This window comes from Falsiphaeobacter marinintestinus, from assembly GCF_007923355.1.
Classification (GTDB): domain Bacteria; phylum Pseudomonadota; class Alphaproteobacteria; order Rhodobacterales; family Rhodobacteraceae; genus Phaeobacter_A; species Phaeobacter_A marinintestinus.
Genome location: NZ_VOGO01000001.1, coordinates 742,469 through 764,795, shown reverse-complemented (window position 1 = coordinate 764,795; position 22,327 = coordinate 742,469). Strand labels below are relative to the sequence as shown.

Here is a 22,327-nt window from a genome sequence, read left to right as displayed (position 1 = left end):
CTTAGACTTTGATATTGGTGAGCGTGCGCATCACGAAAAGATTGACGACAAGCAGAATGCCAACGACGAAGCATGCCGGGATGAAATAGGGGTGATCCATCACTTCATCATAGTAATGCGGGTCCTTGGCCAGAATTGCGACCATGCAGAACAGTGGGAAGCCCGACAGGAACTTGCCCGACCACTGTGCTTCGGCGGTGATCGCTTTCACACGGCGGAACAGACGGAAACGGGCCCGGATCACCTTGGCCAGACCTGCCAGAACTTCTGCCAGGTTACCGCCCGATTGCTGCTGAATGGTCACGGCCACAGCAAGAAAGCGAAGATCCTGCATGTCCAGCCGTTCGGCCATGTCCTTCAAGGCTTCTCCGACATCACGCCCATAGGCGCATTCGTCGGCAATAACGCCGAATTCGGTTCCCAGCGGGTCTTCAGCCTCTTTCGCAACGATCTGGATTGCAGAGGAGAACGGATGCCCGACGCGCAGGCTGCGCACCATCAATTCGACCGAATCCGGAAGCTGTTCTTCGAACATGGCCATGCGTTTGTTGGCCTTCTTGTTGATCCAGAAATAGACGCCGCCGACACCGATGCCGACTGATGCCACGGCACGTACGGCAGGTGCCGTATCCGTACCGATGGTCAGGCCAAGGAAGGCAAACACGGATACGCCGATCATGATCATGATCAACTGGCGTGGAGTGAAGGCGATAGCAGCTTTTTGAGCCTTTTCCGCCAGAAGCGAGTACAGCGGAATCGAGGTCGATTTCATATGCTGCTGCATTTCCTTGCGGAGTTGCTCCAGCACCTGTTCCCGGTTGCCGCCCTTGTCGAGCATATCCAGCCGGCGGTTAACCCGGTTGTTCAGGCTGATCGATTTGCCAAAAGCGACAAGGTAAATGCCTTCGACCAGCACGATGATCCCGACAAAGATCAGGCCATAAATAATTGGTTCTGCACTAAGTTGCATTACACCCCCTCCATAACGCTGGGCTCATAGACTGAAGCGGGCAGGTCGTAGCCCCACATCCGGAACCGTTCCGAATAGTTGCTGCGCACGCCAGTAGCAGTGAAGTGGCCGATGATCTTGTTTTCGGGCGTCAGGCCGACGCGCTGATAGCGAAAGACTTCCTGCATCGAGATCACATCGCCTTCCATCCCGGTGATTTCGGTGATCGACGTCATCCGGCGCGATCCGTCCTGAAGGCGGCTGGCCTGAACGATCAGGTTCACAGCGGACGAGATCTGCGACCGAACCGCTTTGAGCGGCATCTCGATTCCGGCCATCGCGATCATGTTTTCCAGACGACTGACGCCATCGCGGGCGCTGTTGGCGTGGATCGTGGTCATCGAACCGTCGTGGCCGGTGTTCATGGCCTGCAACATGTCGATGACTTCTTCGCCACGGGTTTCGCCAACGATGATGCGGTCAGGTCGCATCCGGAGGGCGTTTTTCAGACAGTCCCGGGGCGACACTTCGCCCTTGCCTTCAACGTTTGGCGGGCGGCTTTCCATCCGGCCCACATGCGTCTGCTGCAATTGAAGTTCCGCCGTATCCTCGATCGTCAGGATGCGTTCGGCATCGTCGATGAATGACGAGAGCGCATTCAGCGTTGTGGTTTTGCCTGACCCCGTACCGCCCGAAACGATGACGTTCAGGCGTGTGGCGACGGCAGCCTGAAGATAGGCCGCCATCTCTTCCGAGAAGGCACCGAAACTGACCAGGTCATCGATGCCCAGCTTGTCCTTTTTGAACTTACGAATGGACACAAGAGATCCATCTACCGCAACCGGGGGCACCATGGCGTTGAAACGTGACCCGTCAGCAAGGCGGGCATCCACATAAGGGTTGGATTCGTCAACGCGGCGACCCACGGCGGATACGATCTTGTCGATGATCCGCAACAAGTGCTTTTCATCTTTGAACGTGATGTCGGTCAGCTGCAGCTTACCGGCGCGTTCAACAAAGATCTGTTGCGGACCATTGACCAGAATGTCGTTGACGCTTTCGTCCTGTAGCAAGGTTTCAAGCGGGCCAAGGCCGGTGACCTCGTCATACAGTTCTTTGTTAAGCGTCGTGCGGTCTTCCCGGTTCAGGACCACGCCGCGCTCTTCCAGGATTTCTTGCGCAATCGCACTGATTTCGCCGCGAAGGTCGGCTTCACTCGCGTGCTCAAGTGCTGCAAGATTCAGGTTGTCCAGAAGCGCGCGATGCAGTTCCAGCTTGATTTCGCTCAACCGTTCCTTGCGCTTGCGTTCCTTATCGGCCGGGGCCGGTCTGGCTGCGCCTTTATCCATTGGCCTGCGCAATGACGCTGCGGCCTTGGGGGACACAGCCGCCGCAGCCGCAGGTTTGGCATCGGGAATATTTGCAACTTTTGCAGTCGTCTTGACTGCAGCGTTGCCTGCCTTTTTATATTTCGAAAACATGTGATTAAGCCCCCTTCAGTCTTTAAGCCGCTTCGGCGTCGCTCCGGCCAAGTTCGTGTAGCGAACTTGCCAGTTTGGCGATTTCTTTGCGCAATGGGTTCTTGGCAGCCGAGTTGGCCAAAGGAAGCCCATGATCCGCACTTTGCGTCACCTGCTTGCCGCCATCGGGCAGTTGCAGGTCGATCGAAATGCCCAGAGATTCACCCATCCTTTTGACCCGGCTTTTACCGCTAAGGTCAGTGAACTTCGGAGCCCGGTTCAGGGCGAACCGCAGCTTTTCAAATGGCAGGTCTTCTGACTGCAAAGCCCGCTTCAGGCGCAAGGCATTCTGGGCCGACCGCATGTCGAGTTCGAGCATTGCAAAATACACATGCGCGGCGTTCAGAACCGTTTCGGACCACTGCACCAGAGTTTTTGGCATGTCGATCACGACATAGTCGAAATGGCTGCGGGCCATGTCGATCACACGCTGCACGTCGTCAGAGTCGATGATGTCCAGCGGCACCATGTCGGATGGGGCGGTCAGCACCTGCAGCTTGTCTTCGAACGCCAACAGGGCCTGACCAAAAACGTCTTCGTCCATCGTTTCGGTTTCGGTCATCATTTCGAGCACGAATTCGCGCCGCGGAAGATCAAGATACGTCGACACCGATCCACCTTGCAGATCCAGATCGATCAGGCAAACGCTGGGTGGGTTATCCGCATCAACCAACGCCAGTTCCCACGCAAGGTTGATGGCCATCGTGGTCGATCCACTGCCACCTGCCAAGCCATGCACGACGATGACTGCGCCTTCTCGGGACGGGCCCGTTTTCAGTTGTGGCGAAGGCCGGGCTTCGGTTGCCGGTTCGACTTCGGGTGTGCTTAGGCGGTCAATTGCCATTTGCAGTTCCTGCTCGGGCAAGGGGTAGGGGACAAACTCGTCCGCGCCCTTGCGCAGCAACTGGTGCAAAGATGCTGGTGTGACGTCTTCGGCGATCAGGATCACAGCAATACCGCTGGCTTTCGCCTGGGTAATGATCTCACCCATCAGAATAAGGTTTTCTTCATCCTCGTGATCCATCGCCAGAGCGATGAATTCAAGGCTTTCGGCCTCGGGTTGACTGAAGAACGCCAAGGCTTCGGCAAAGCCCAGATCTCCCCAGGCTTCGCCAAGGGCCATTTCCATATCTTCGATCAGAAGGTCGAAGTTTTGCACATCCCGGCTGACAGTACAGGCCACAATCGGGTTTGGTTCGGGTTGCGACATTCCGCTGCTCATTGCCTTCATCCTTTTTTTAGGAGGCCGGCTGCAACGGTTTTCCAAAAGCCGCCGCGACACCTAGGCCTGCGTACGACTCGGTTCGGTCGCACGTCTCCCATTGAGAACAATGTCGGCGGCAAACAGGGCAAGAATGGGGCTAAAAAAACCCAATTGTAGGGTAATGGGAGACGATGAAAGGCATCGGGGATTATTGTGTCCCGAAGGCGGCCTCTTCGCGCTGCGTCAGGGTCGTTTCAGACTCTGCACTCTTGAGGTAATCGCGATAAACGATTTGCGCGTATTTACCATCGATGATCGTCGGGTGACGACCGACAAATCCGGAAACTTCGGTCACGGTGCGACGGTTGCGACGATCCCGGTCGGCGGTTTGAATCAACGGCTGGGTTTCACCATATGACACAACGGCCTCAAGCCGCGATTTGCTGATTCCCAGCGACGACAGAAAGGCAACAGCGGCATTTGCACGGCGCTGACCAAGGTTCTTGTTATAGCTGGATGATCCGACAGCGTCGGTATGGCCGTAGACACGGAACTTGACTTCCGGGAACTGACGAATCCATGTGGCCTGCTGTTTCAGCACTTGCTGAGCGGTGGAGTCCAGAACGGCACTGTCAAAGGCAAAGTTAATGGTCGTTGGAACTTCGCTTGCGAAACGTTCGCCCAACACATCGGCATAGCTTTGTTCGCCGTTCTGAATCATGGAGTTGTTAAGGGTGGCGTTTCCAAAGGCACCGCTGTCGACCTGAAGGCCAGCTTCACGAAGGAAGGAATTCGGCACCGGCCCCGCAGTCTGACCGCATCCGGCAATGACAAGGGGAAGCCCCACAATGATCATCAGATTTTTCATGTCGGAGCTCCTCTGGTCAGTCCATTACGTAGCCGTAAGACCCGCTGAAATCCTGTTTCGCCACTTCGCTGGCAGCGCCACGTGATGGCCGATCAGTCGAACTGAGCCGCCCGAACAGGAACAGATCGTTTTCGCGCGGTGGCTTTACCCGATCGGTTGGCAGGGCCAAAGCCTCGCCCCGAGTCGGCGTGACCAGATGTGCGGTAATGATAATGACCAGTTCTGTCTGGCTGCGTTGATAGTCAGCGCTTCGGAACAGGGCACCAAGAACCGGAACGTCGCCGATCCAGGGCATTTGTGCCGCGTTGTCCAGGAATTGATCTTCGATCAGGCCCGCAATCGCAAAGCTTTCCCCATCACGCATCTCGACTGTAGTGGTGGTTTCCCGGCGAGTGAAGGCGTCAACTTCGAAGCCGTTCAAAACCACGCTGTTCGCGTTGTCGATCGCCGAGACCGCCGCTTCGAGTTCAAGGTTGATCACGTCGCCATCAACCACCCGAGGAATGAACCTCAATTCGATCCCGAAGGGTTTATATTCGATTGAGAACAGCCCGTCTCTCTGCGCTACCGGAATAGGGTATTCGCCGCCCGCCAGGAACGTTGCTTCCTGACCCGACAAAGCCGACAAGTTTGGTTCCGCCAAAGTGCGCACGACACCTTTTTGCTCCAACGCCTCGATCAGGAGGTTGACCTGCATCGAGCCCGCGTTGAACCCAAACAGAATGGCGCCAACGTTCTCGTTTGAGGCGGGGATGTTGCCAGCCAAAGAGTTGGAAAGCGCGGGTTGGTTGTTCAGGGTGCCGATACCGCCGTTAACGCCGACGTTACTTCCGCCGTTGATACCCAAGGAGGAACTGAGCGATTTTGACACTGTTCGCTGCATTTCTGCAAAGCGCACTTTCAGCATGACCTGTTGAACGCCGCCGACCCCCATCAGGTTCGAAACCCGATCCGGGGCATAGCGTTCAGCCAGATCCAGAGCCCGCTGAAGGCGTTGTGCGCTGGATACCGTACCTGACAAGACGATCCCGTCATTGGCGGTACGGACCTCGATTTGTTCTCTGGGAAGGATCTGGCGCAGACGCTCTTTGAATTCGGTGATGTCCGCCGCGACCTTGACATTGACGTTGGTGATCAGACGTCCGGTGCCGTCCAACAGGGTCAGTGTCGTCAGACCCGGCGATTTGCCGAGCACATAAATGGTTCGGTCTGACAGAGACGAAATATCTGCGATGCTGGGATTCGCAATGCTGAGTTCGGCGAACGGTTCGTCGCTTTCCACAACCACAGCCCGGTTCATCGGAACTTCCAGCGTTGCCCCCACGCCGTTCTTCACAACGCGCAATGAGTCTGCCATTGCGGACGTACCCGCAAGGGAAGTGCACGTCAGGCCAAGCCCCAAAAGGGCAACCTTAATCAATCTATTCAATTGCATGTGACCTGCCTCTCCGATCACGCCTCACCAGCGGGTCTTTATGCCCGCTCTTGAGAGCACTCTGCGTCAGTTCCTGATTTTTTGCAAGAATCAATGGTTTCCCGGACGCAAGTGATGTGGATAAGTAACAATACAACAAATGAGAGCCGACCTTTGGCCAGCTCTCATCTTGGTTTTTCACGTATGATTATTGAGTCAGTTTGTGCAGGGGATCGGGATCTCCATCACTTCGGCACCACGGCGGGTCCGAATGGTGCACACTTTTTCTTCGATCTTTTCCGGCTCAAGCTCGAGTTCGCTGAGTCCCAGCAAGGAGCGTTGGTTAACCTCGATGGCCGATGCGATGGTGTCATCTTCGGCCCCGACCAGCGACAGCGACAGGCGCCCGGTTGTCTGAGCCTGGGCCAAGGCGGCGACCTGCTCGGGCAAGGCGGCGACGGTTACGGTGCGGGCAATGGTTGCGCGGTCCAGATCGCCACCAGCGCTTTGGTCCACGGCGATAAGCTGAATGTTTGCCTGGATCAGACGGGTGACTTCGCCCCGACCGTTCTCGACTGCGGTGCGCATGTTGCCTGTCCAGTAGACATCAACCTTGTCCCCGGGGCGCAAAAAGCCCGACACACCCGAAGCCACATCGACCTTGATCGCAAATGCGCGCATGCCGCGTTCCAGTCGCGATGTGATTCCAGCGTCTTCGCCGGGTTCGGTGACCTTGATGGCCAAGACGGCTTCGTCCAACTCCATGGCGCGCAGTACAACGCGGTTTTTCTTGGCGTCTTCCGGGAACAGGGCGACTAGTTCTTCGAATGCGCCTTCCGGGATGGCGTTGACCGGCCAGCGGACCTGGCGCACGTCGTCTTTGTTCAGTGTCTCGCCGTACTTCAGCGCCCGTGTGGCCACGAATACCGTAGTCGTTGGCACGATCGCTTCCCGTGCGGCGCGTTCCTTCGCCAGTTCGTTCTGATAGGCGGAAATGTAATTCTTTGCCATCATCACGGCCCCTCCTGCAAGGGCGACCCCGACGATCAATACGAGTCCGAATACAGCGCGCATATCTGAACCTCTTTCTTTTGTTAGTCCCGCATAAGGCGGGATGATGTGCCCCGGTTCTCCAGGATCATGTCTTTACCCGATTAACTTTTATGCGCGGATTGTGGCCAAAACAGGGAGGCCGGGTGTCAGAGTCGCGCTGCTCTGTGTTTTGAACGGGCAGGAGCCCGGAACAATCAGTCGATTTGGGTGTTGGTCAGGGTGTCTCCGACGTTGTTCCCCAGGCCACCCGAAGCGCTCTGCAGAGACACGATGGCTACGCCGGCCAGTGCAACAACGGCGGCGGTCAGCACGACCCAGTCAACCGTCACAGCTCCATCTTCGGAGCGGCGGAATTTTTTCAACTTATCAAACATGGTGACCTCTTAAAGCAGGCAGCTTCGTTACGGCAAGGGGCCACGTCTTATGGAAAAGACGTGGCCCTTCGACAAAATCATACAGATCCGTCTGCGTGACTTACGCCGGGTCTTTGCCTTCGATGAACTCGCCGGTCGACTCGGTCAGGTTCGACGAACCGTCTTCGATGGCGGTATAAGCTGCGCCGGCCAGGGCAACGACGGCTGCGGTCAGCACGACCCAGTCAACTGTTACGGCGCCGTCTTCGTCGTTGCGGAAGTTTTTGATGAAGTTAAGCATGGTTGTCCCTCCAAAGGATCAGATTTAAGTTTTGTCCGCGCTTTCCCGTGTTGGACCCGCTCTCTCTTTCGAGCCCGGTCAAGCTTGGCATGGGCTTATTCAACAGCTGGATTGGGGCAGCAATTGGGCGTGTTTGTAGAAAAGTAGTGAAATTCAAGGTTGCCGTTGTTGAAAGTTGCTAAGTATCTGAAAAAATAAAAAAAAGTTTGAAATTCTTTGCTGTCGTCCCTTGGGGTAGGTGCGAATGTGTTTGAAATGAGGCTGCTTGTCTGGCGCGAAACTGGAATCCACAAGGCCAGTCAGTAGGTGCTTTTCACTACCGTATCGGTTGCCTGAATGGTCTTAGTGCTTTCGTGCAGCTGACCGTGGCAAAAACGAGAAAGGCCGCACCCCTTTTGGGGCACGGCCTTCATGATCTCAGAACTTGGAACTGAGCTTATGCCGGGTCTTTGCCTTCGATGAACTCGCCGGTCGACTCGGTCAGGTTCGACGAACCGTCTTCGATGGCGGTATAGGCTGCGCCGGCCAGGGCAACGACGGCTGCGGTCAGCACGACCCAGTCAACTGTTACGGCGCCGTCTTCGTCGTTGCGGAAGTTTTTGATAAAGTTAAGCATGGTAGTCCCTCCAAAGGATCACAAGATTTTGTTTAGCTTGACCGCGTCGTCCTCATGAGCCAGCTCTCTCTACATGGCCCGTGTCCGTCGTGGTATGACGACATATAGCCAGCGCTGCATGGCAGCATTTGGGCCGAAAGCGGGTATTTATGCCCAATTTAATTATTTTCGAGAAGTTCCAGTTAATATACTGTTTATAAATGAAAATTTTACAAATTTCGAAGCCGCTGTAACTCTGTATGCGATGCAAAACGGAGTCAATTGAGGCAAAATCGCCAAAGTCCGGGCGGTTTTACTGGTCAGAGAGACCAATTTCAGAGAACAGTCAGCGAAAAAAACAGACCCTTGAGGCGAGCACATGTTTTTTCGTTCCTTAGCATTAGGCTTGGGCGGGCTTGCGCTGGTATGCGCGACTCCGGCCCCGGCTGATACACCGGCCCCGTTTCCTGAATTTCAGGCGAAACGGGTCAAACCGCCCAAATCGGGTACCAAAAAGCGGATCACGATTCAGATTGATCCGTCACAGACCGTAAAAGCCGCACCAGCAAAGCCAAAAGCCAAGGCCAAAGCTGACGGGGACACACCATCGGCGTCCACACCAACGGGGCGTCATGCGTGGTTCTGGGATAAAGTCTCGCCCGATCTCAGCGCATCCGGCCCAGGGCGTCTGGATCAGGCGCTGCTGGCACTCAGCGGATCTGGCAAAGTCGGAGCACCGCGCCTGCAATCGCTTCAGGACATCGCCAGAGCGCGTGGCATCCCGATTCTCCGCTCGACAATAGGCACGGAAGTCTCTCCAGCACTGGTACTTGCGGTAATCGCGGTCGAATCTGCCGGGCGTGCCGATGCGATCAGTTCGGCGGGGGCGCAGGGGCTGATGCAGCTTATGCCGGCGACGGCGTCGCGCTTTGGAGTCTCAGACAGCCTGAAAGCCGAAGACAACATCGCCGGTGGTGTGAAATATCTGAACTGGCTGATGGGAGAGTTCGGAAATGATCCGATCCTTGTCCTGGCAGGCTACAATGCCGGAGAAGGGTCCGTCCGCAAACACAAGGGTGTGCCACCCTATGCGGAAACGCGCGACTATGTACCAAAGGTGCTGGCGGCGTTTCAGGTGGCGAAGGGCTTGTGCACAACGCCGCCCGAGCTAATCTCGGACGGCTGTGTCTTTACATCGATGAACTAAGGCCTGATCGGGGGCCTTAGTTGACCAGCGTCGCCTCGGTGGCGGCGCGGAGCTCTGCGTCCGATACGCCGTCGGCCAGTTCAACGATCTTCAGACCACCTTCAACAACGTCTAGCACACCCAGATTGGTTATGATCCGGTCAACGACGGCTTTGCCGGTCAACGGCAGCGTGCATTCCTTCAGAACCTTGGATACACCATGCTTGTTGGCATGATCCATCACGACAACCACGCGGCCAACGCCGGCCACCAGATCCATCGCACCGCCCATACCTTTGACCAGCTTGCCCGGGATCATCCAGTTCGCAAGGTCTCCGTTTTCGGCGACTTCCATCGCACCCAGAATCGCCATGGCGATTTTGCCGCCCCGGATCATCGCAAACGAGGTCGCGCTATCGAAATAGGCGGTCTGCGGTAGTTCCGTGATCGTCTGCTTGCCCGCATTGATCAGATCGGCGTCTTCTTCGCCTTCGATCGGGAAGGGCCCCATACCCAGCATCCCGTTTTCGGACTGAAGCGTCACCTCGACGCCTTCGGGGATATAGTTCGAAACCAGCGTCGGGATGCCGATGCCAAGATTGACATACCAACCGTCTTGAAGTTCCTGCGCGGCGCGTTCGGCCATCTGGTTGCGGTCCCAAGCCATGATTGATCTCCTCAAATTTGTCGGTTCACGCCGGTTTGGGCGTCGGGTTCATGTGTTTTTCAGTGAAGGCTTCAAGCACGTGCAGCCCGAAATCCGCGTTCATGTGGCGGTGGTCCGTCCAACTTAACTGCTCCCCGTTCATATGAGGGGCGGCGGCTGTGAACTGCCCGGCTGTAGCGAAGGGTTTGGTCACCGTTTCCACAGGTTGCGGCAGGAAACCATAGCCGGCGGCGGTAACGCCTGCGGCGACCTGGTCTTTCCAATAGTCGAACAGACCTGGCGCATCCGGATGGTTCATAAACGCATCTAGCGATTTCGCAGGGTCATAGTCTTCGGATCGCTGACCTATGGTTTCGGCTGGATAGGGCGCGTCGGTGATGGTGAAATTGCGGTTTTCGCCCAGGCAACCTGTGATCAGTTTCATCTCACGGGCGACAAGATGGTCGATCATAGCGCGCAGAAAATCCAGCGAACAGGTCTGGGCCTTTCCCGTGTCCGTACCTTCGACAATGTCAAAATCCAGCAGGACTTTGGCCACGTCACCCATGCTGAACCGGAAACCCGAGACCAGAATTTGGTCAAAGCTGGTCAGGTCGACAGTTAGTGCATCGTTGACCTGGCGCGCGAGTTGCCGGTCTCCTTTGGAGCGGTACTTTGGTGTGAAAAACCCCTTCTGACCCACACGCCCGACGCGGAAGGTCGGGGCGGCAGACGCAAAAAACGACAGGTCGATATCCGGGTGCCGTTCAACGAATTGCGGCGCGGCCTGTTTCATTGCGGCAACATGCGAACTGCCAAGGACCAGGAAACGGGTCATGTGCTGAACGCCTCTAACAGGGCCTCTTCACAGACCACGTCGTCATCCGTGCCGTCAGAATCGGCAACATCCCGTTCTTCGGCGGTGTCTTGGCCTGCGCCATGTGCCGCCAGAAACGCCCGCATGACGCGTCGTACACCACGCGTCGTCACAGACCGAAGGTTGTCGGCAAAGAACCCATCATCCGAGGCATGAGACGCCACGATTTCGAACGAGGGGAAATAGTCGATATCTTCAAAATCCTCGTACAACTCTCCGGCGACCGTTCGCAAAACGGCCTTGGAATAGACCGTCGCGGGCAGGACATGATTGCCGCTGGCTGTGGCGGTCAGCGGAACCGGAGAAACGGTCAGCAAAAACCGGATGTCGGGGTTGATGGCCTTGAGATAGTCGCGGACCTCAAGGAAATCTTCGCGAATCTGTGACGCGCGGAAATTGATGAAGGAATAGCGGGCGTCATCCATCTGGCCTGCAATCGTGCCGGGCGCAGTGGGATAGACAGTACCGCTTTCGGTATGTTGCCAGCTTTCAGTAAGTCCCAGGGTAAACACCACCAACCCGGCCTGACCCAATGCGTCACGCACGGCGGCCAGATGCCCGGCGCGGGCGCGGGTCACCAGCTCGGGCGTTTCCAGCCCATTGGGTTCGGTCCCGGGGCGCAGCGCGTCAAAAAAGCGGCCATCCCGTTCCCAGATCGGGTCGGCTGGCTGGAATTCTCCATGCGCTTCGCGGATCAGCTGCAGGAACTGGCGCACGGTATAGATATTGCCGTAGCGCGCAGAATACAGGCCGTAGCCATAAGTTTGCGCCATCGGACGAAAATGTGCGGCCATCCCTGCGGGCAGGGGTTCGGCGTCGAGAACGCGAAACCCGCTGGATCGCAGGGCATTGCCAACATGCTGTGCAAAACAACTGCCTGCGGTGAAAATCGGCAAATCCCGAGTGATTGGAAAACGTGCGCGATACACATCAGCAGGTGGGAAACGGCCAGCTTCGGCCACCCCCGAACGCCAGAACGCGCGGCTTTCAAGCCCCTGATAGGGCGATGTCACTTTGTCGGAATCCGCCGCCATATCAGGCCGCCCGGGTGGTGCGCTGTTCGATTCGCTTTTCATGATCGCCCTGAATCAGGCGGTTTACATAGATGCCGGGCAAGTGGATGCAGTCGGGATCAAGCGACCCGGTTGGAACGATTTCTTCGACTTCGGCCACACAGACCTTGCCGCAGGTTGCGGCGGGCAGGTTGAAGTTGCGCGCGGTTTTGCGGAACACCAGATTGCCGGTTGCATCGGCTTTCCAGGCTTTGACGATGCTGATATCGGCAAAAATGCCTTCTTCAAGGATATAGGTTTCCCCGTTGAAGTCTTTGTGCTCTTTGCCCTCGGCAATCACGGTTCCGACTCCGGTCTTGGTGTAGAAACCCGGGATACCTGCACCGGCAGCGCGCATGCGTTCGGCCAAAGTGCCTTGTGGGGTGAATTCAAGCTCAAGCTCGCCCGACAGGTATTGGCGCATGAACTCGGCGTTCTCGCCCACATAGGACGAGATCATTTTTCTGACCTGTTTGGTCTGAAGCAGGATGCCGATGCCAAAATCATCAACGCCCGCATTGTTGGAGGCGAAGGTCAGATCCTTGACACCGCTTTCCTTGATCGCTTGCAACAGCAGTTCGGGGATGCCGCACAGGCCGAAGCCACCAGCCGCGATCGTCAAACCATCCTGAAGCAGCCCGTCGAGTGCTTCGGCGGGACTGGCGTAAACTTTTTTCATGGAACTCTCCCCAACTTCATGGTGCTGATCGGGTTTTGCCGCTCAGACAGGTCAAAGTCAATCAAACCTAGTGGAGTAAGGTATTTCTACCTAAACCCAAAAAAGGGCAGGCTACCCTGCCTTTTTCTTGCGTGCTGCAGGCTTTTTGCGTTTGGCACCCGATTTGCCGGCCTTTTCAGTGATCAACTCAACCGCCTGGTCCAGCGTTACTGAATCCACCTCAATCGTGTCGGGAAGTGTGGCATTGATCTTGCCCCATTTCACATAAGGCCCGTACTTGCCCTTCATGACGTTCACCGGTCCGCCCTCATCGGGGTGTTCACCCAACTCGCGCAAAGGTGTCGCCGCCGCAGCCTTGCCGCGTTTCGGTTTGGCCGCGATGATCTCGACCGCGCGGTTCATGCCGATTTCGAACACGTCCTCAACGGACTCAAGATTGGCATTGGTGCCGCCCCGGTTCGAAATTGTGTCAGCGTGTTTGAGGTAGGGACCGTAGCGCCCGATATTGGCCCAGATCGGCACGCCGTCTTCGGGGTGGTCCCCGATCAGACGCGGCAAGCTAAGCAGTTTCAACGCCTGTTCCAGGTCGACCTCTTCTGGTGCCCAGCCTTTCGGAATAGACTGACGCGGCGGCTTCTTGTTCTCTTCGGTGGCTTCACCACGTTGAACGTAGGGGCCAAACCGTCCCTTGAACGCATAAATCTTGTCGCCCGCATCTTCGCCAAGCAGCTTGCCCTCGGGCGGAATGCCCGATCCGTTCAGATCTTCCATGCCAGGCGGGCCGAAGGGGCGCGTGTATCGGCATTCAGGATAGCTTGAACACCCGATGAAAGCACCACCTGACCGCGCCGTGCGCATGCTCAACCGCCCAACACCACAATTTGGGCACAACCGCGGATCGCTACCGTCTTCGTTCGGTGGGAACAGATGCGGTTCAAGGACTTCGTTGATTTTTTCCAGAACTTCGGTGATCCGCAGATCGGCCGTTTCGGCGATTGCGGCCGAGAAATCGCGCCAGAACTTGCCCAGAACGTCCTTGTAATCCTGTTCTCCGGCGCTGACCTGATCAAGTTCGTTTTCAAGCCCGGCGGTGAAGTCATACCCCACATAGCGACGGAAATAATTCGTCAGGAAGGCAATCACCAACCGGCCTTTGTCTTCAGGGAACAGCCGGTTCTTTTCTTTACGGACGTACCCGCGATCCTGAATGGTTGTCACGATCGAGGCATAAGTCGACGGCCGGCCAATGCCCAATTCTTCCATCCGCTTGACCAGCGTCGCTTCAGTGTAGCGCGGCGGCGGTTGCGTGAAATGCTGCTCGGGCGTGATTGTCCGCTTGTCGGCTTTTTCGCCCTGCATGATCTGCGGCAGGCGTTTGTCATCTTCGTCGACGACGTCATCGCGGCCTTCTTCATAGACGCGCATGAAGCCGTCAAACAGCATCACCTGACCGCTCGCGCGCAGGCCAACCTGGCCATCCTGGCTGCCAATCTCGACGGTGGTCCGCTCAAGCCGCGCGCTTTCCATCTGGCACGCAATCGTACGTTTCCAGATCAAATCGTACAGACGGCGCTGATCTTCGTCCGTGACCTTCAGCGCTTTGGCATCACGGGTCATTTCCGTGGGGCGAATACATTCATGCGCTTCCTGCGCATTCTTGGCCTTGTTCTTGTACATGCGCGGCGCACTTGGCACATATTCGGGTCCGAACCGATCCTTGATCGCGTCGCGGGCGGCTGTGGCCGCTTCGGGGGCCATGTCGATCCCGTCGGTCCGCATGTACGTTATATAGCCCGCTTCGTACAATCTCTGAGCCGAGCTCATCGTCTGGCGCGCGCCCATGCCGAACTTGCGGCTGGCTTCCTGCTGCAACGTCGAAGTCATGAATGGCGGCGAAGGATTGCGGCTGGCCGGTTTGGCCTCGACAGAGGTAATGGTCATGTCACGGCTGGTAATCGCCTGAACCGCGATTTCGGCCTGTGTTTCATTCTCGATATCGTATTTGTCGAGCTTCTTGCCGGCCAAAAGGGTCAGGCGGGCTTCGTAATCCTGACCGCGCGGGGTCGACAGGATCACCTTGACGCTCCAGTACTCGCGCGGTTTGAAAGATTCGACTTCCATTTCGCGCTCGACGATCAAACGCAGACAGACCGACTGCACCCGACCTGCGGATTTAGCGCCGGGTAATTTTCGCCAGAGTACGGGGCTAAGGTTGAAGCCGACAAGGTAGTCCAGCGCTCGGCGGGCCAGATAGGCTTCGACCAGTGGCATGTCGACTTGACGCGGGTGCTGCATCGCTTTGGTCACCGCGTCCTTGGTGATCGCGTTGAACGTCACACGCTTTACGTCGGTGTCTTTCTTGATCGATTTGCGTTTGGTCAGCGCTTCCTGAAGGTGCCAACTGATCGCTTCGCCCTCGCGGTCGGGGTCAGTTGCGAGGATCAGGGCATTGTCGTCTTTCAGGGCATCGGCGATCGCCTTGACATGCTTTTTGCTGTCGCTGGCGATTTCCCATTTCATATCGAAATCATGGTCCGTATCGACTGATCCATCCTTGGGCGGAAGGTCACGAACATGCCCGTACGACGCCAAGACGGTGTAATTGTCTCCGAGATACTTATTGATAGTTTTGGCTTTTGCCGGGGATTCTACAACGACTACAGGCATTTAACACGAAATCCTCTTGGCTCGGACACGGGCGTCTCTATGGCGGGCCAAGATGTGGGGTGCAAGAGGGGAATGTCAATCCGCGCCGTTTGAGCACAGCTGTGCCTGTTTCGGACGCCTATACTGCCCGGCGATCAGGCGGATTGAATGGTCAGCGACAGCAAGCCGCCGGACTGCCGGTTGATTTTTCCATCAAGTTCCAGATCAACAAGGGCCGGTCCAACTTGCCCAGCGGGAACCGACAGATCCCGGATCAGTTGATCTTCGGCGACGGGGGATGGACCGAGCCGGGACAGGATTTGAGAGTGCAGGGCAGCGGTGTCTTGCAAGCTGCGCTTTTCGGGCTTTGGCGCGGGAAGGTCGCTCAGCAAATCAGGTTGTACTGGACGCGGCCGGGCGACAACAGGGAGTGCTGCAATTACGTCCTCGGCGTTGCGGACCAGTTGGGCACCATCCCGGATCAACATGTTGCAGCCCGATGCACGGGCGTCGAACGGATGGCCCGGGACAGCCAGAACCTCGCGCCCCTGATCAAGGGCATCGCGTGCAGTGATCAGGCTGCCGGACTTGGCGGCGGCCTCGACCACCACAACGGCTTGCGCCAATCCTGAGATGATCCGGTTGCGACGGGGGAAGTGTCTGGCTTGCGGTGTCAACCCCATGGGCTGTTCCGACAGACGCAGCCCTTGTTGGCAAATGTCTATCGCCAGCTGCGTGTTCTCGGCTGGATAAATCACGTCCACACCACCTGCCATAACGGCCACGGTGCCGGACTGTATGGTGGCCAGATGCGCCGCCGCATCGACACCGCGGGCCAGGCCGGACACGACTACGAACTCCTGCGCACCCAGATCTTGAGCCAGTGCGCGGGCCATGCGGGTGCCCAAGGACGATGCATTGCGGGCGCCGACCATTGCGATCATCGGTTTTTGCAACAAGCTGGTATCGCCAATCGCCCAAAGCAGGGGCGGCGCGTCACTGATTTCGGCTAAGGCCCTAGGGTATTCCGCCGACCCAAGGCACAAAAGCCGCGCATTGGCGGCTTTTGCGGCCTTGAGTTCGGCGTCGATGACGCCTGCGGGGCAGATTTCATACCCCTTAACTCCGGCGGTGCGCGCCACTTCGGGCAGCACGTCCAACGCTTTCTGCGCGGTGCCGTGTTCGGCCATAAGCCGGTGGAACGTCGCCACACCGACCCGGCGTGAGCGCAGCAGGCGAAGCCACGAAAACCGGTCTTCTTCCGTGGTGGGTGGGAGTGGGGGGTGATTGGAAGAAAGGTTGTCTTCGGTCATCCGATGCTCCGCCATGCTGCAAGACCGGTTTAGGGGGTGCGGCGTTAACGACGGGTAAATCGATTCAAAATTCATGCGACTTTTTTTCGACTTTTCGCGATTGTGGTGGACAGGAACATCTCTGGTCAGGTCGCTTTGGCTATGAAGCTGTCGGGATGAAACACTGCACGCGGTTGGATTAGTGGTTTGAATTCAAGTGGAAAGCTAAAGCCATGGTTGCCCGGATAGATCACCGGCAGGCAGAGCGAAATGTTCAACTGTATCCTTGGTTCAAGGCGTTTCAATCGCTGTTGTTCTGGCAAGCAGTTTGGTTTTTGTTCTTTCAAAACACGCTGTCTGCCGCCGAAGCCATCCTTTTGTACGCCATTTTTGACTTATCGACGACCGTTTTGGAGGTGCCATCAGGCTATTTGTCCGACCGGGTCGGGCGTCGACCGACGCTGATCCTCGCCGGTTTGACCGGGCTTGCCGGGGCATCGCTTTTGACGCTCGGGCACGGATTTGCCGTTTTCGCACTGGCGCAGGTGTGTCTGGGGGCCAGTCAGGCTTTCGTATCGGGCACTGACAGTTCGTTGCTGTTTGAATCTCTTGACCGCGCGGGTCGGTCCGCCGATGTCGAAGCCGAAGAGGTCAAAGCCTGGCGGTTCGGGTTCGTGGCCTTCGCGGTTTCAGCGGCGGTGGGCGGTGCGCTTGGCATGTTCGATCCGCGATTGCCGTTTGCGGCGACAGTCTTCGCCATGGCGGGGATGCTGGCCATCGCGATTGGGTTTCACGAGCCCGGGAAAAACGGGCAGGTGGTGACTGAACGCATGCGATTCAGATCACTTCTGCATGCGTTCGACCAGCCGGTCGTGCGCTGGATGTTTGTGCTGAGCTTTTCAATGTATGCATTCAGCCACATTCCGTTTGTGTTTGGCCAACCTTTCATCCTGCAGGCGTTGGCGACGGTTGGGCTTGAGGCCGAAGCTCCGCTGGTCAGTGGCACACTCACGTCAGTGATGATGCTGATATCGGTCGGGGTATCACTGTTTGCGCGCAAGTTGCGCAAGGCGATCGGATTGCCTGCGATTCTGCTGCTTGCGTTCGGCATCCAAATTGCCCTGATCGCTGTTTTGTCGCTGACAGACAGCATTTTCGCAGTACTGGTTCTGCTTTTGCGGATGGTGCCAAATTCGTTGGCGGGGCCATTTATTCTCGCGCGGCTTCAGCCGTTGCTGGGGGATGAAACCCGCGCCACATACCTGTCAACGCAAAGCCTGGTCGGTCGTCTGGTGCTGGCCACATCGCTGCTGTTTGCGTCCGGGGTCACTTCGGATCAGGGGACGATGGTACATGCCGAGATCAGTGTGATCCTTGGCTGGTACGTCGCCGCAGGGCTATTGGTGATCGGCGGGCTGATCGTTGCGGCCCGCCGAATCACAGTCGAAGGTTAGGCCGTCAGGCCGCCGAGCCACCCACTGTCAGACCATCCATCAGCACCGTTGGTTGGCCGACACCGACAGGCACCCACTGGCCTTCCTTGCCGCAATTGCCCATCCCGGGGTCCAGCGCCATGTCATTGCCGAGTGCACGGATGTGTTTGAGGGCGTTCGGCCCGTCTCCGATCAGCGTCGCGCCCTTGACCGGCGCGCCAATCTTGCCGTTCTGGACACGATAGGCCTCGGTGCAGGAAAACACGAACTTGCCGTTTGTGATATCAACCTGACCGCCGCCAAAGCCGACGGCCCAGATGCCATCCTTGATATCGGCCACCAGATCGGCCGGGTCGGACTCGCCGCCCAGCATGTACGTGTTTGTCATCCGCGGCATCGGGGCATGGGCATAGCTTTGTCGCCGTCCATTTCCGGTTGGGGAGACGCCCATCAGCCGGGCATTCTGGCGGTCTTGCATGTACCCGACAAGAATACCGTCTTCGATCAGGACATTTTTGCCAGATGGGGTGCCTTCGTCATCGACGGTGATCGATCCGCGCCGGTCCGGGATGGTACCGTCATCCAGCACGGTTACGCCTTTGGCTGCCACCTGTTGGCCCATCAACCCGGCGAAAGCGGACGCGCCTTTGCGGTTGAAATCACCCTCTAACCCATGCCCGATAGCCTCGTGCAGGAGAATTCCGGGCCAGCCGGGGCCAAGCGCAACTTCCATGATGCCCGCCGGGGCAGGGACCGCATCAAGGTTGACCATCGCGATCCGCAGCGCTTCGCGCGCCTTGGCTTGCCAGTCGGCCGGATCAATCAACCCATCAAGGCCGACGCGCCCACCACCACCGGCGGTGCCGGTTTCGCGGCGACCGTTCTGTTCAACAATGACCGAGACATTGACCCGCGTCATCGGGCGCACATCGCGCACCTGAATGCCATCGGGGCGCAGGATTTCGACCTCTTGCAGCGAAGCGGCGATTGTTGCCGACACCTGTACAACGCGGGGATCCAGATCGCGAGCAAAGGCATCGATGTCACGCAGGGTTTCTATTTTAACCGGGAAAGTCACCCCGTCGATCGGGTCCTGATCAGAATACAGGTGGCGGTTGGTCGGCTGCGGAGCATCGGCGAGCGTGCCGCCACCATCGCCAACGGCCAACCGGGCGGTTTCGGCGGCCCGGGACAATGCGGGAATCGACAAGTCTGTTGAATGCGCATACCCGGCGACTTCGCCCCGAACCGCGCGCAGGCCAAACCCTTCTGACGCGTCGTAACTGGCCGTGCGCAAACGGCCATCATCAAACACAAGCGCTTCGGATTTCCGGCGTTCTACAAACAGTTCACCGTCATCTGCTCCGGCCGTCGCCTTGCGCAAAAGCGACAACGCCTCGTCACGGGGAAGCGCGGTGTCGAGGGGGCGGAATTGATCTGATGACATGAGCTATGGCCTCGTCGGGTTGATCTAAATCAAAAAAGCGTCCGTTTGACGCAAGCATTTGGCTTTATCTGGTTCCCGGAATATGATTTCTAACGACGGCAAAGACAACGGGGCCCGTCCGATTTCGTGAATCACCTATGATTGAGCGATTCGGAGCGGTGCGAGGAACTAACGCGATCAACCGATCAGGACGAGATATGAAGAACGCTTTGACGCTTTCAGGCCTATTCGCTGGCCTAACCGCCCTTCCAGCCATGGCGCAGGATGGCCTGGAAACCATTGGCAAGCCGGTGCCGGGTGGCTGGGGCTTCCAGCCCGCTGCGACCGAACTGGCCCGGGACCTGCAGTCGCTGGATTATCTGATTCTGGTGATCATCACCGTGATCTGCCTGTTCGTGATCGGGCTGATTGCAATCGTGATGCTGCGCTACAACCGTCGGGCCAACCCGACTCCGGCGTCGTTTACGCACAACACTCCGATCGAGATCGCCTGGACGATTATTCCGATCGTTATTCTGGTGTTCATCGGTGCCTTTTCGCTGCCGGTTCTGTTCAAGCAGCAGGAAATTCCCGAAGCAGACATCACCATCAAGGTCACCGGATACCAGTGGTACTGGGGTTATGATTATGTCGATCACGAGTTTGGCTTTGAAAGCTTCAAGCTCGAAAAAGAAGATTTGGCTGAATATGGCTATGCTGAAGACGAATATCTGCTGGCAACCGACACTGCTGTGGTCGTGCCGGTTAACAAGATCGTCGTGATGCAGGTGACTGCGGCCGATGTGATCCATTCCTGGACCATCCCGGCATTCGGCGTAAAGCAGGACGGGGTTCCCGGTCGCTTGGCCGAACTGTGGTTCAAGGCTGAAAAAGAAGGCATCTATTTCGGTCAGTGTTCGGAGCTGTGTGGCAAGGACCACGCGTATATGCCGATCACGGTCAAGGTCGTAAGCCAAGAAGCCTATGATGCTTGGCTGGAAGGCGCGATTGAAGAATACGCTGGCGCACCAGTGGCCTTCAAAGTGGCTTCGAACTAGATACCTGTGGGCGGGGGCTGACCCCGCCTGACAGACCTGAGTACTTTGGGCGCTGGAAAGCGCCTTTTCATCCAAGGGAACCGAGATGAGCGACGCGAGCATCAATGCCAGCCTCCGAGAGGACGAAGCCGAATTCGGTGACTATTTCGCCCTGCTGAAGCCGCGCGTGATGTCATTGGTTGTGTTCACAGCCCTTGTCGGCCTGATTGCAGCGCCTGTTTCTATTCACCCGATGGTTGGCTTTTGCGCCATTCTGTTCATCGCAATCGGTGGCGGTGCGTCTGGCGCGCTGAACATGTGGTGGGACGCTGACATCGATCAGGTGATGAAGCGTACCAAAAGCCGCCCGATCCCGGCGGGCAAAGTTGAACCGGGCGAAGCCCTGAACCTGGGACTCGCTCTGTCTGGTCTGAGCGTCGTGATGCTGGCGCTGGCCACGAACATATTTGCCGGGGCTTTTCTTGCCTTTACTATCTTCTTCTACGTGGTTGTTTACACCATGTGGCTCAAGCGCCTGACGCCGCAGAACATCGTTATTGGTGGTGCTGCCGGGGCGTTCCCGCCAGTCATTGGCTGGATCGCTGCAACCGGATCCATGGCCGTTGAGCCCTGGCTGATGTTTGCGCTGACCTTTCTGTGGACCCCACCGCATTTCTGGGCCTTGGCGCTGTTCATGCGTTCAGACTATGACGATGCGGGTGTGCCGATGCTGACCGTTACGCATGGACGCAAGGCCACACGGGCGCATATTCTGGTTTATACCGTGATTTTGGCGGTCTTTGCCGTCGGCGCCGCGTTCTCGGGCATTGGTGGGCCGATCTATCTGGCGGTAGCTGCGGTGCTGAACCTTTTGTTCATCCGCGGAGCTTACCGTATCTGGCGCCGCGATGAGGCCGATTCTGAAGCCGACAATTTCGCAGTCGAACGGGGCTTCTTTAAGCTGTCGTTGCTGTACCTCTTCCTGCATTTTGGTGCTGTTCTGGTTGAAGCCCTGCTCAAGCCTTATGGGCTGGGAGGCTGGGGATGAGCTTTGAACGCACAACCCACGAACTGCACAAACGCCGGTTCAGCCGCAACATGGGCGTCGCCTTGGTTCTGGCCGCCTTTATCGCAATCGTGTTCGGTCTGACGATCGCCAAGGTGACCAGCGGCGACTTCTCGATGACCCCTGAAGCGCAGGGGCAAAGCTGATGGCCATGTCCGGGCAGAAGAAAACCGTTCTGCAACTGGTTGGCGTTGTGACAGTCATGGGCGCGCTCGCTTGGGCGTCTGTACCTTTTTATGACTGGTTCTGCCGGGTCACGGGCTTTGGCGGTGTGACCAATGTCGCCGGAGCCGGTGCCGATGAGGTGCTGGACCAGACCATCAAGATCCGCTTCGATGCTTCCAAGGCACGGGATTTTGCTTGGGAATTCACGCCCGTTGTCCGCGAGATGGAGCTGAAGATTGGCGAAACCGGTCTGGCGTTTTATGAAGCCTACAACCCGACTGACAGACCCGTAGCGGGGCAAGCCAGCTACAATGTTACGCCTTATTCCGCTGGCGGATTTTTCTCAAAAATCGACTGCTTTTGCTTTACCGAGCAGGTTCTGGCACCGGGCGAACGCGTCCAGATGCCGGTGACATTCTTCGTCGATCCCGAAATCGTTCGGGACCGCGACGGAAAATACGTGCACACAATCACGTTGTCGTACACGTTTTACGAAATCGATCTGCCCGAGGGCTATGCCGCCCTTGATCAAAAGGCAGACAGGAACTTGAACTAGGCCGCGAGG

At 57.3% G+C, this 22,327-nt stretch carries 22 protein-coding genes; 6 read left to right on the top strand and 16 right to left on the bottom strand.

Going from position 1 to position 22,327, the window contains the following annotated elements; genetic code table 11:
• Position 1: 1 nt before the first annotated feature.
• The 9 genes from FOY56_RS03780 to FOY56_RS03740 all read right to left on the bottom strand — a co-directional run bounded on the left by FOY56_RS03780 (position 2) and on the right by FOY56_RS03740 (position 8,278).
• Positions 2-970, bottom strand: a complete 969-nt coding sequence (locus FOY56_RS03780; protein ID WP_146344450.1) for a type II secretion system F family protein — start codon at positions 968-970, stop codon at positions 2-4.
• Positions 970-2,430 (bottom strand): TadA family conjugal transfer-associated ATPase, encoded by a 1,461-nt coding sequence (locus FOY56_RS03775; RefSeq protein ID WP_146344449.1) that lies wholly within the window; start codon positions 2,428-2,430, stop codon positions 970-972. Before FOY56_RS03775 ends, FOY56_RS03780 begins: the two co-directional genes overlap by 1 nt.
• Positions 2,431-2,452: 22 nt before the next feature.
• On the bottom strand, positions 2,453-3,691 hold the full coding sequence (locus FOY56_RS03770; RefSeq protein WP_146344448.1) for a CpaE/TadZ family protein: 1,239 nt from the start codon (positions 3,689-3,691) through the stop codon (positions 2,453-2,455).
• 190 nt (positions 3,692-3,881) lie between these two features.
• A complete protein-coding gene (locus FOY56_RS03765; protein WP_146344447.1) occupies positions 3,882-4,541 on the bottom strand; it encodes an OmpA family protein in 660 nt (219 codons plus the stop codon).
• A gap of 16 nt (positions 4,542-4,557) precedes the next feature.
• Positions 4,558-5,976 (bottom strand): type II and III secretion system protein family protein, encoded by a 1,419-nt coding sequence (locus FOY56_RS03760; RefSeq protein ID WP_146344446.1) that lies wholly within the window; start codon positions 5,974-5,976, stop codon positions 4,558-4,560.
• Between the two features lie 195 nt (positions 5,977-6,171).
• Positions 6,172-7,029: a Flp pilus assembly protein CpaB gene (gene cpaB / locus FOY56_RS03755; protein ID WP_146344445.1), complete on the bottom strand. Its 858-nt coding sequence runs from the start codon at positions 7,027-7,029 to the stop codon at positions 6,172-6,174.
• Between the two features lie 173 nt (positions 7,030-7,202).
• Positions 7,203-7,382: a hypothetical protein gene (locus tag FOY56_RS03750; RefSeq protein ID WP_146344444.1), complete on the bottom strand. Its 180-nt coding sequence runs from the start codon at positions 7,380-7,382 to the stop codon at positions 7,203-7,205.
• 100 nt (positions 7,383-7,482) lie between these two features.
• The gene (locus tag FOY56_RS03745) at positions 7,483-7,662 is read right to left on the bottom strand and encodes a hypothetical protein (RefSeq protein ID WP_146344443.1); all 180 of its coding nucleotides are present in this window, start codon (positions 7,660-7,662) and stop codon (positions 7,483-7,485) included.
• Between the two features lie 436 nt (positions 7,663-8,098).
• Positions 8,099-8,278, bottom strand: a complete 180-nt coding sequence (locus FOY56_RS03740) for a hypothetical protein (RefSeq protein ID WP_146344443.1) — start codon at positions 8,276-8,278, stop codon at positions 8,099-8,101.
• A 358-nt stretch (positions 8,279-8,636) separates the two neighbouring features.
• Here FOY56_RS03740 and FOY56_RS03735 point away from each other — a divergent pair, with 358 nt between their 5' ends.
• Complete coding sequence (locus FOY56_RS03735; RefSeq protein WP_146344442.1) at positions 8,637-9,464, top strand: lytic transglycosylase domain-containing protein; 828 nt, start codon at positions 8,637-8,639, stop codon at positions 9,462-9,464.
• 16 nt (positions 9,465-9,480) lie between these two features.
• Here the strand turns inward: FOY56_RS03735 and FOY56_RS03730 are convergent, their stop codons facing one another.
• From FOY56_RS03730 to dprA, 6 genes are all read right to left on the bottom strand, one after another.
• Positions 9,481-10,110, bottom strand: a complete 630-nt coding sequence (locus tag FOY56_RS03730) for a 3-oxoacid CoA-transferase subunit B (RefSeq protein ID WP_146344441.1) — start codon at positions 10,108-10,110, stop codon at positions 9,481-9,483.
• A gap of 25 nt (positions 10,111-10,135) precedes the next feature.
• Complete coding sequence (locus FOY56_RS03725) at positions 10,136-10,927, bottom strand: hypothetical protein (protein WP_146344440.1); 792 nt, start codon at positions 10,925-10,927, stop codon at positions 10,136-10,138.
• Positions 10,924-12,000: a GSCFA domain-containing protein gene (locus FOY56_RS03720; RefSeq protein WP_146344439.1), complete on the bottom strand. Its 1,077-nt coding sequence runs from the start codon at positions 11,998-12,000 to the stop codon at positions 10,924-10,926. Before FOY56_RS03720 ends, FOY56_RS03725 begins: the two co-directional genes overlap by 4 nt.
• Position 12,001: 1 nt before the next feature.
• Positions 12,002-12,697, bottom strand: a complete 696-nt coding sequence (locus FOY56_RS03715) for a CoA transferase subunit A (protein WP_146344438.1) — start codon at positions 12,695-12,697, stop codon at positions 12,002-12,004.
• Between the two features lie 111 nt (positions 12,698-12,808).
• Positions 12,809-15,364: a type I DNA topoisomerase gene (topA, locus tag FOY56_RS03710; RefSeq protein WP_146344437.1), complete on the bottom strand. Its 2,556-nt coding sequence runs from the start codon at positions 15,362-15,364 to the stop codon at positions 12,809-12,811.
• Positions 15,365-15,498: 134 nt separating this feature from the next.
• On the bottom strand, positions 15,499-16,656 hold the full coding sequence (gene dprA, locus FOY56_RS03705) for a DNA-processing protein DprA (RefSeq protein ID WP_146344436.1): 1,158 nt from the start codon (positions 16,654-16,656) through the stop codon (positions 15,499-15,501).
• Between the two features lie 212 nt (positions 16,657-16,868).
• On the opposite strand from dprA, the gene FOY56_RS03700 reads away from it, so the two are divergent.
• A complete protein-coding gene (locus FOY56_RS03700; protein ID WP_146344435.1) occupies positions 16,869-18,089 on the top strand; it encodes an MFS transporter in 1,221 nt (406 codons plus the stop codon).
• 4 nt (positions 18,090-18,093) lie between these two features.
• Here the strand turns inward: FOY56_RS03700 and tldD are convergent, their stop codons facing one another.
• Complete coding sequence (gene tldD, locus FOY56_RS03695; protein WP_146344434.1) at positions 18,094-19,515, bottom strand: metalloprotease TldD; 1,422 nt, start codon at positions 19,513-19,515, stop codon at positions 18,094-18,096.
• 197 nt (positions 19,516-19,712) lie between these two features.
• Between tldD and coxB the strand changes: the two genes are divergently transcribed.
• The 4 genes from coxB to FOY56_RS03680 all read left to right on the top strand — a co-directional run bounded on the left by coxB (position 19,713) and on the right by FOY56_RS03680 (position 22,318).
• Positions 19,713-20,552: a cytochrome c oxidase subunit II gene (gene coxB / locus FOY56_RS03690; RefSeq protein ID WP_146344433.1), complete on the top strand. Its 840-nt coding sequence runs from the start codon at positions 19,713-19,715 to the stop codon at positions 20,550-20,552.
• A gap of 85 nt (positions 20,553-20,637) precedes the next feature.
• Positions 20,638-21,579 (top strand): heme o synthase, encoded by a 942-nt coding sequence (gene cyoE / locus FOY56_RS03685; protein ID WP_146344432.1) that lies wholly within the window; start codon positions 20,638-20,640, stop codon positions 21,577-21,579.
• A complete protein-coding gene (locus FOY56_RS23450) occupies positions 21,576-21,743 on the top strand; it encodes a cytochrome c oxidase system small membrane protein (protein WP_186766230.1) in 168 nt (55 codons plus the stop codon). The genes cyoE and FOY56_RS23450 overlap by 4 nt, the downstream gene beginning before the upstream one ends.
• Positions 21,743-22,318 carry a cytochrome c oxidase assembly protein gene (locus tag FOY56_RS03680; RefSeq protein WP_146344431.1) on the top strand — a complete coding sequence of 192 codons (576 nt, stop codon included), beginning with the start codon at positions 21,743-21,745 and terminating at the stop codon, positions 22,316-22,318. The genes FOY56_RS23450 and FOY56_RS03680 overlap by 1 nt, the downstream gene beginning before the upstream one ends.
• Positions 22,319-22,327: the final 9 nt, after the last annotated feature.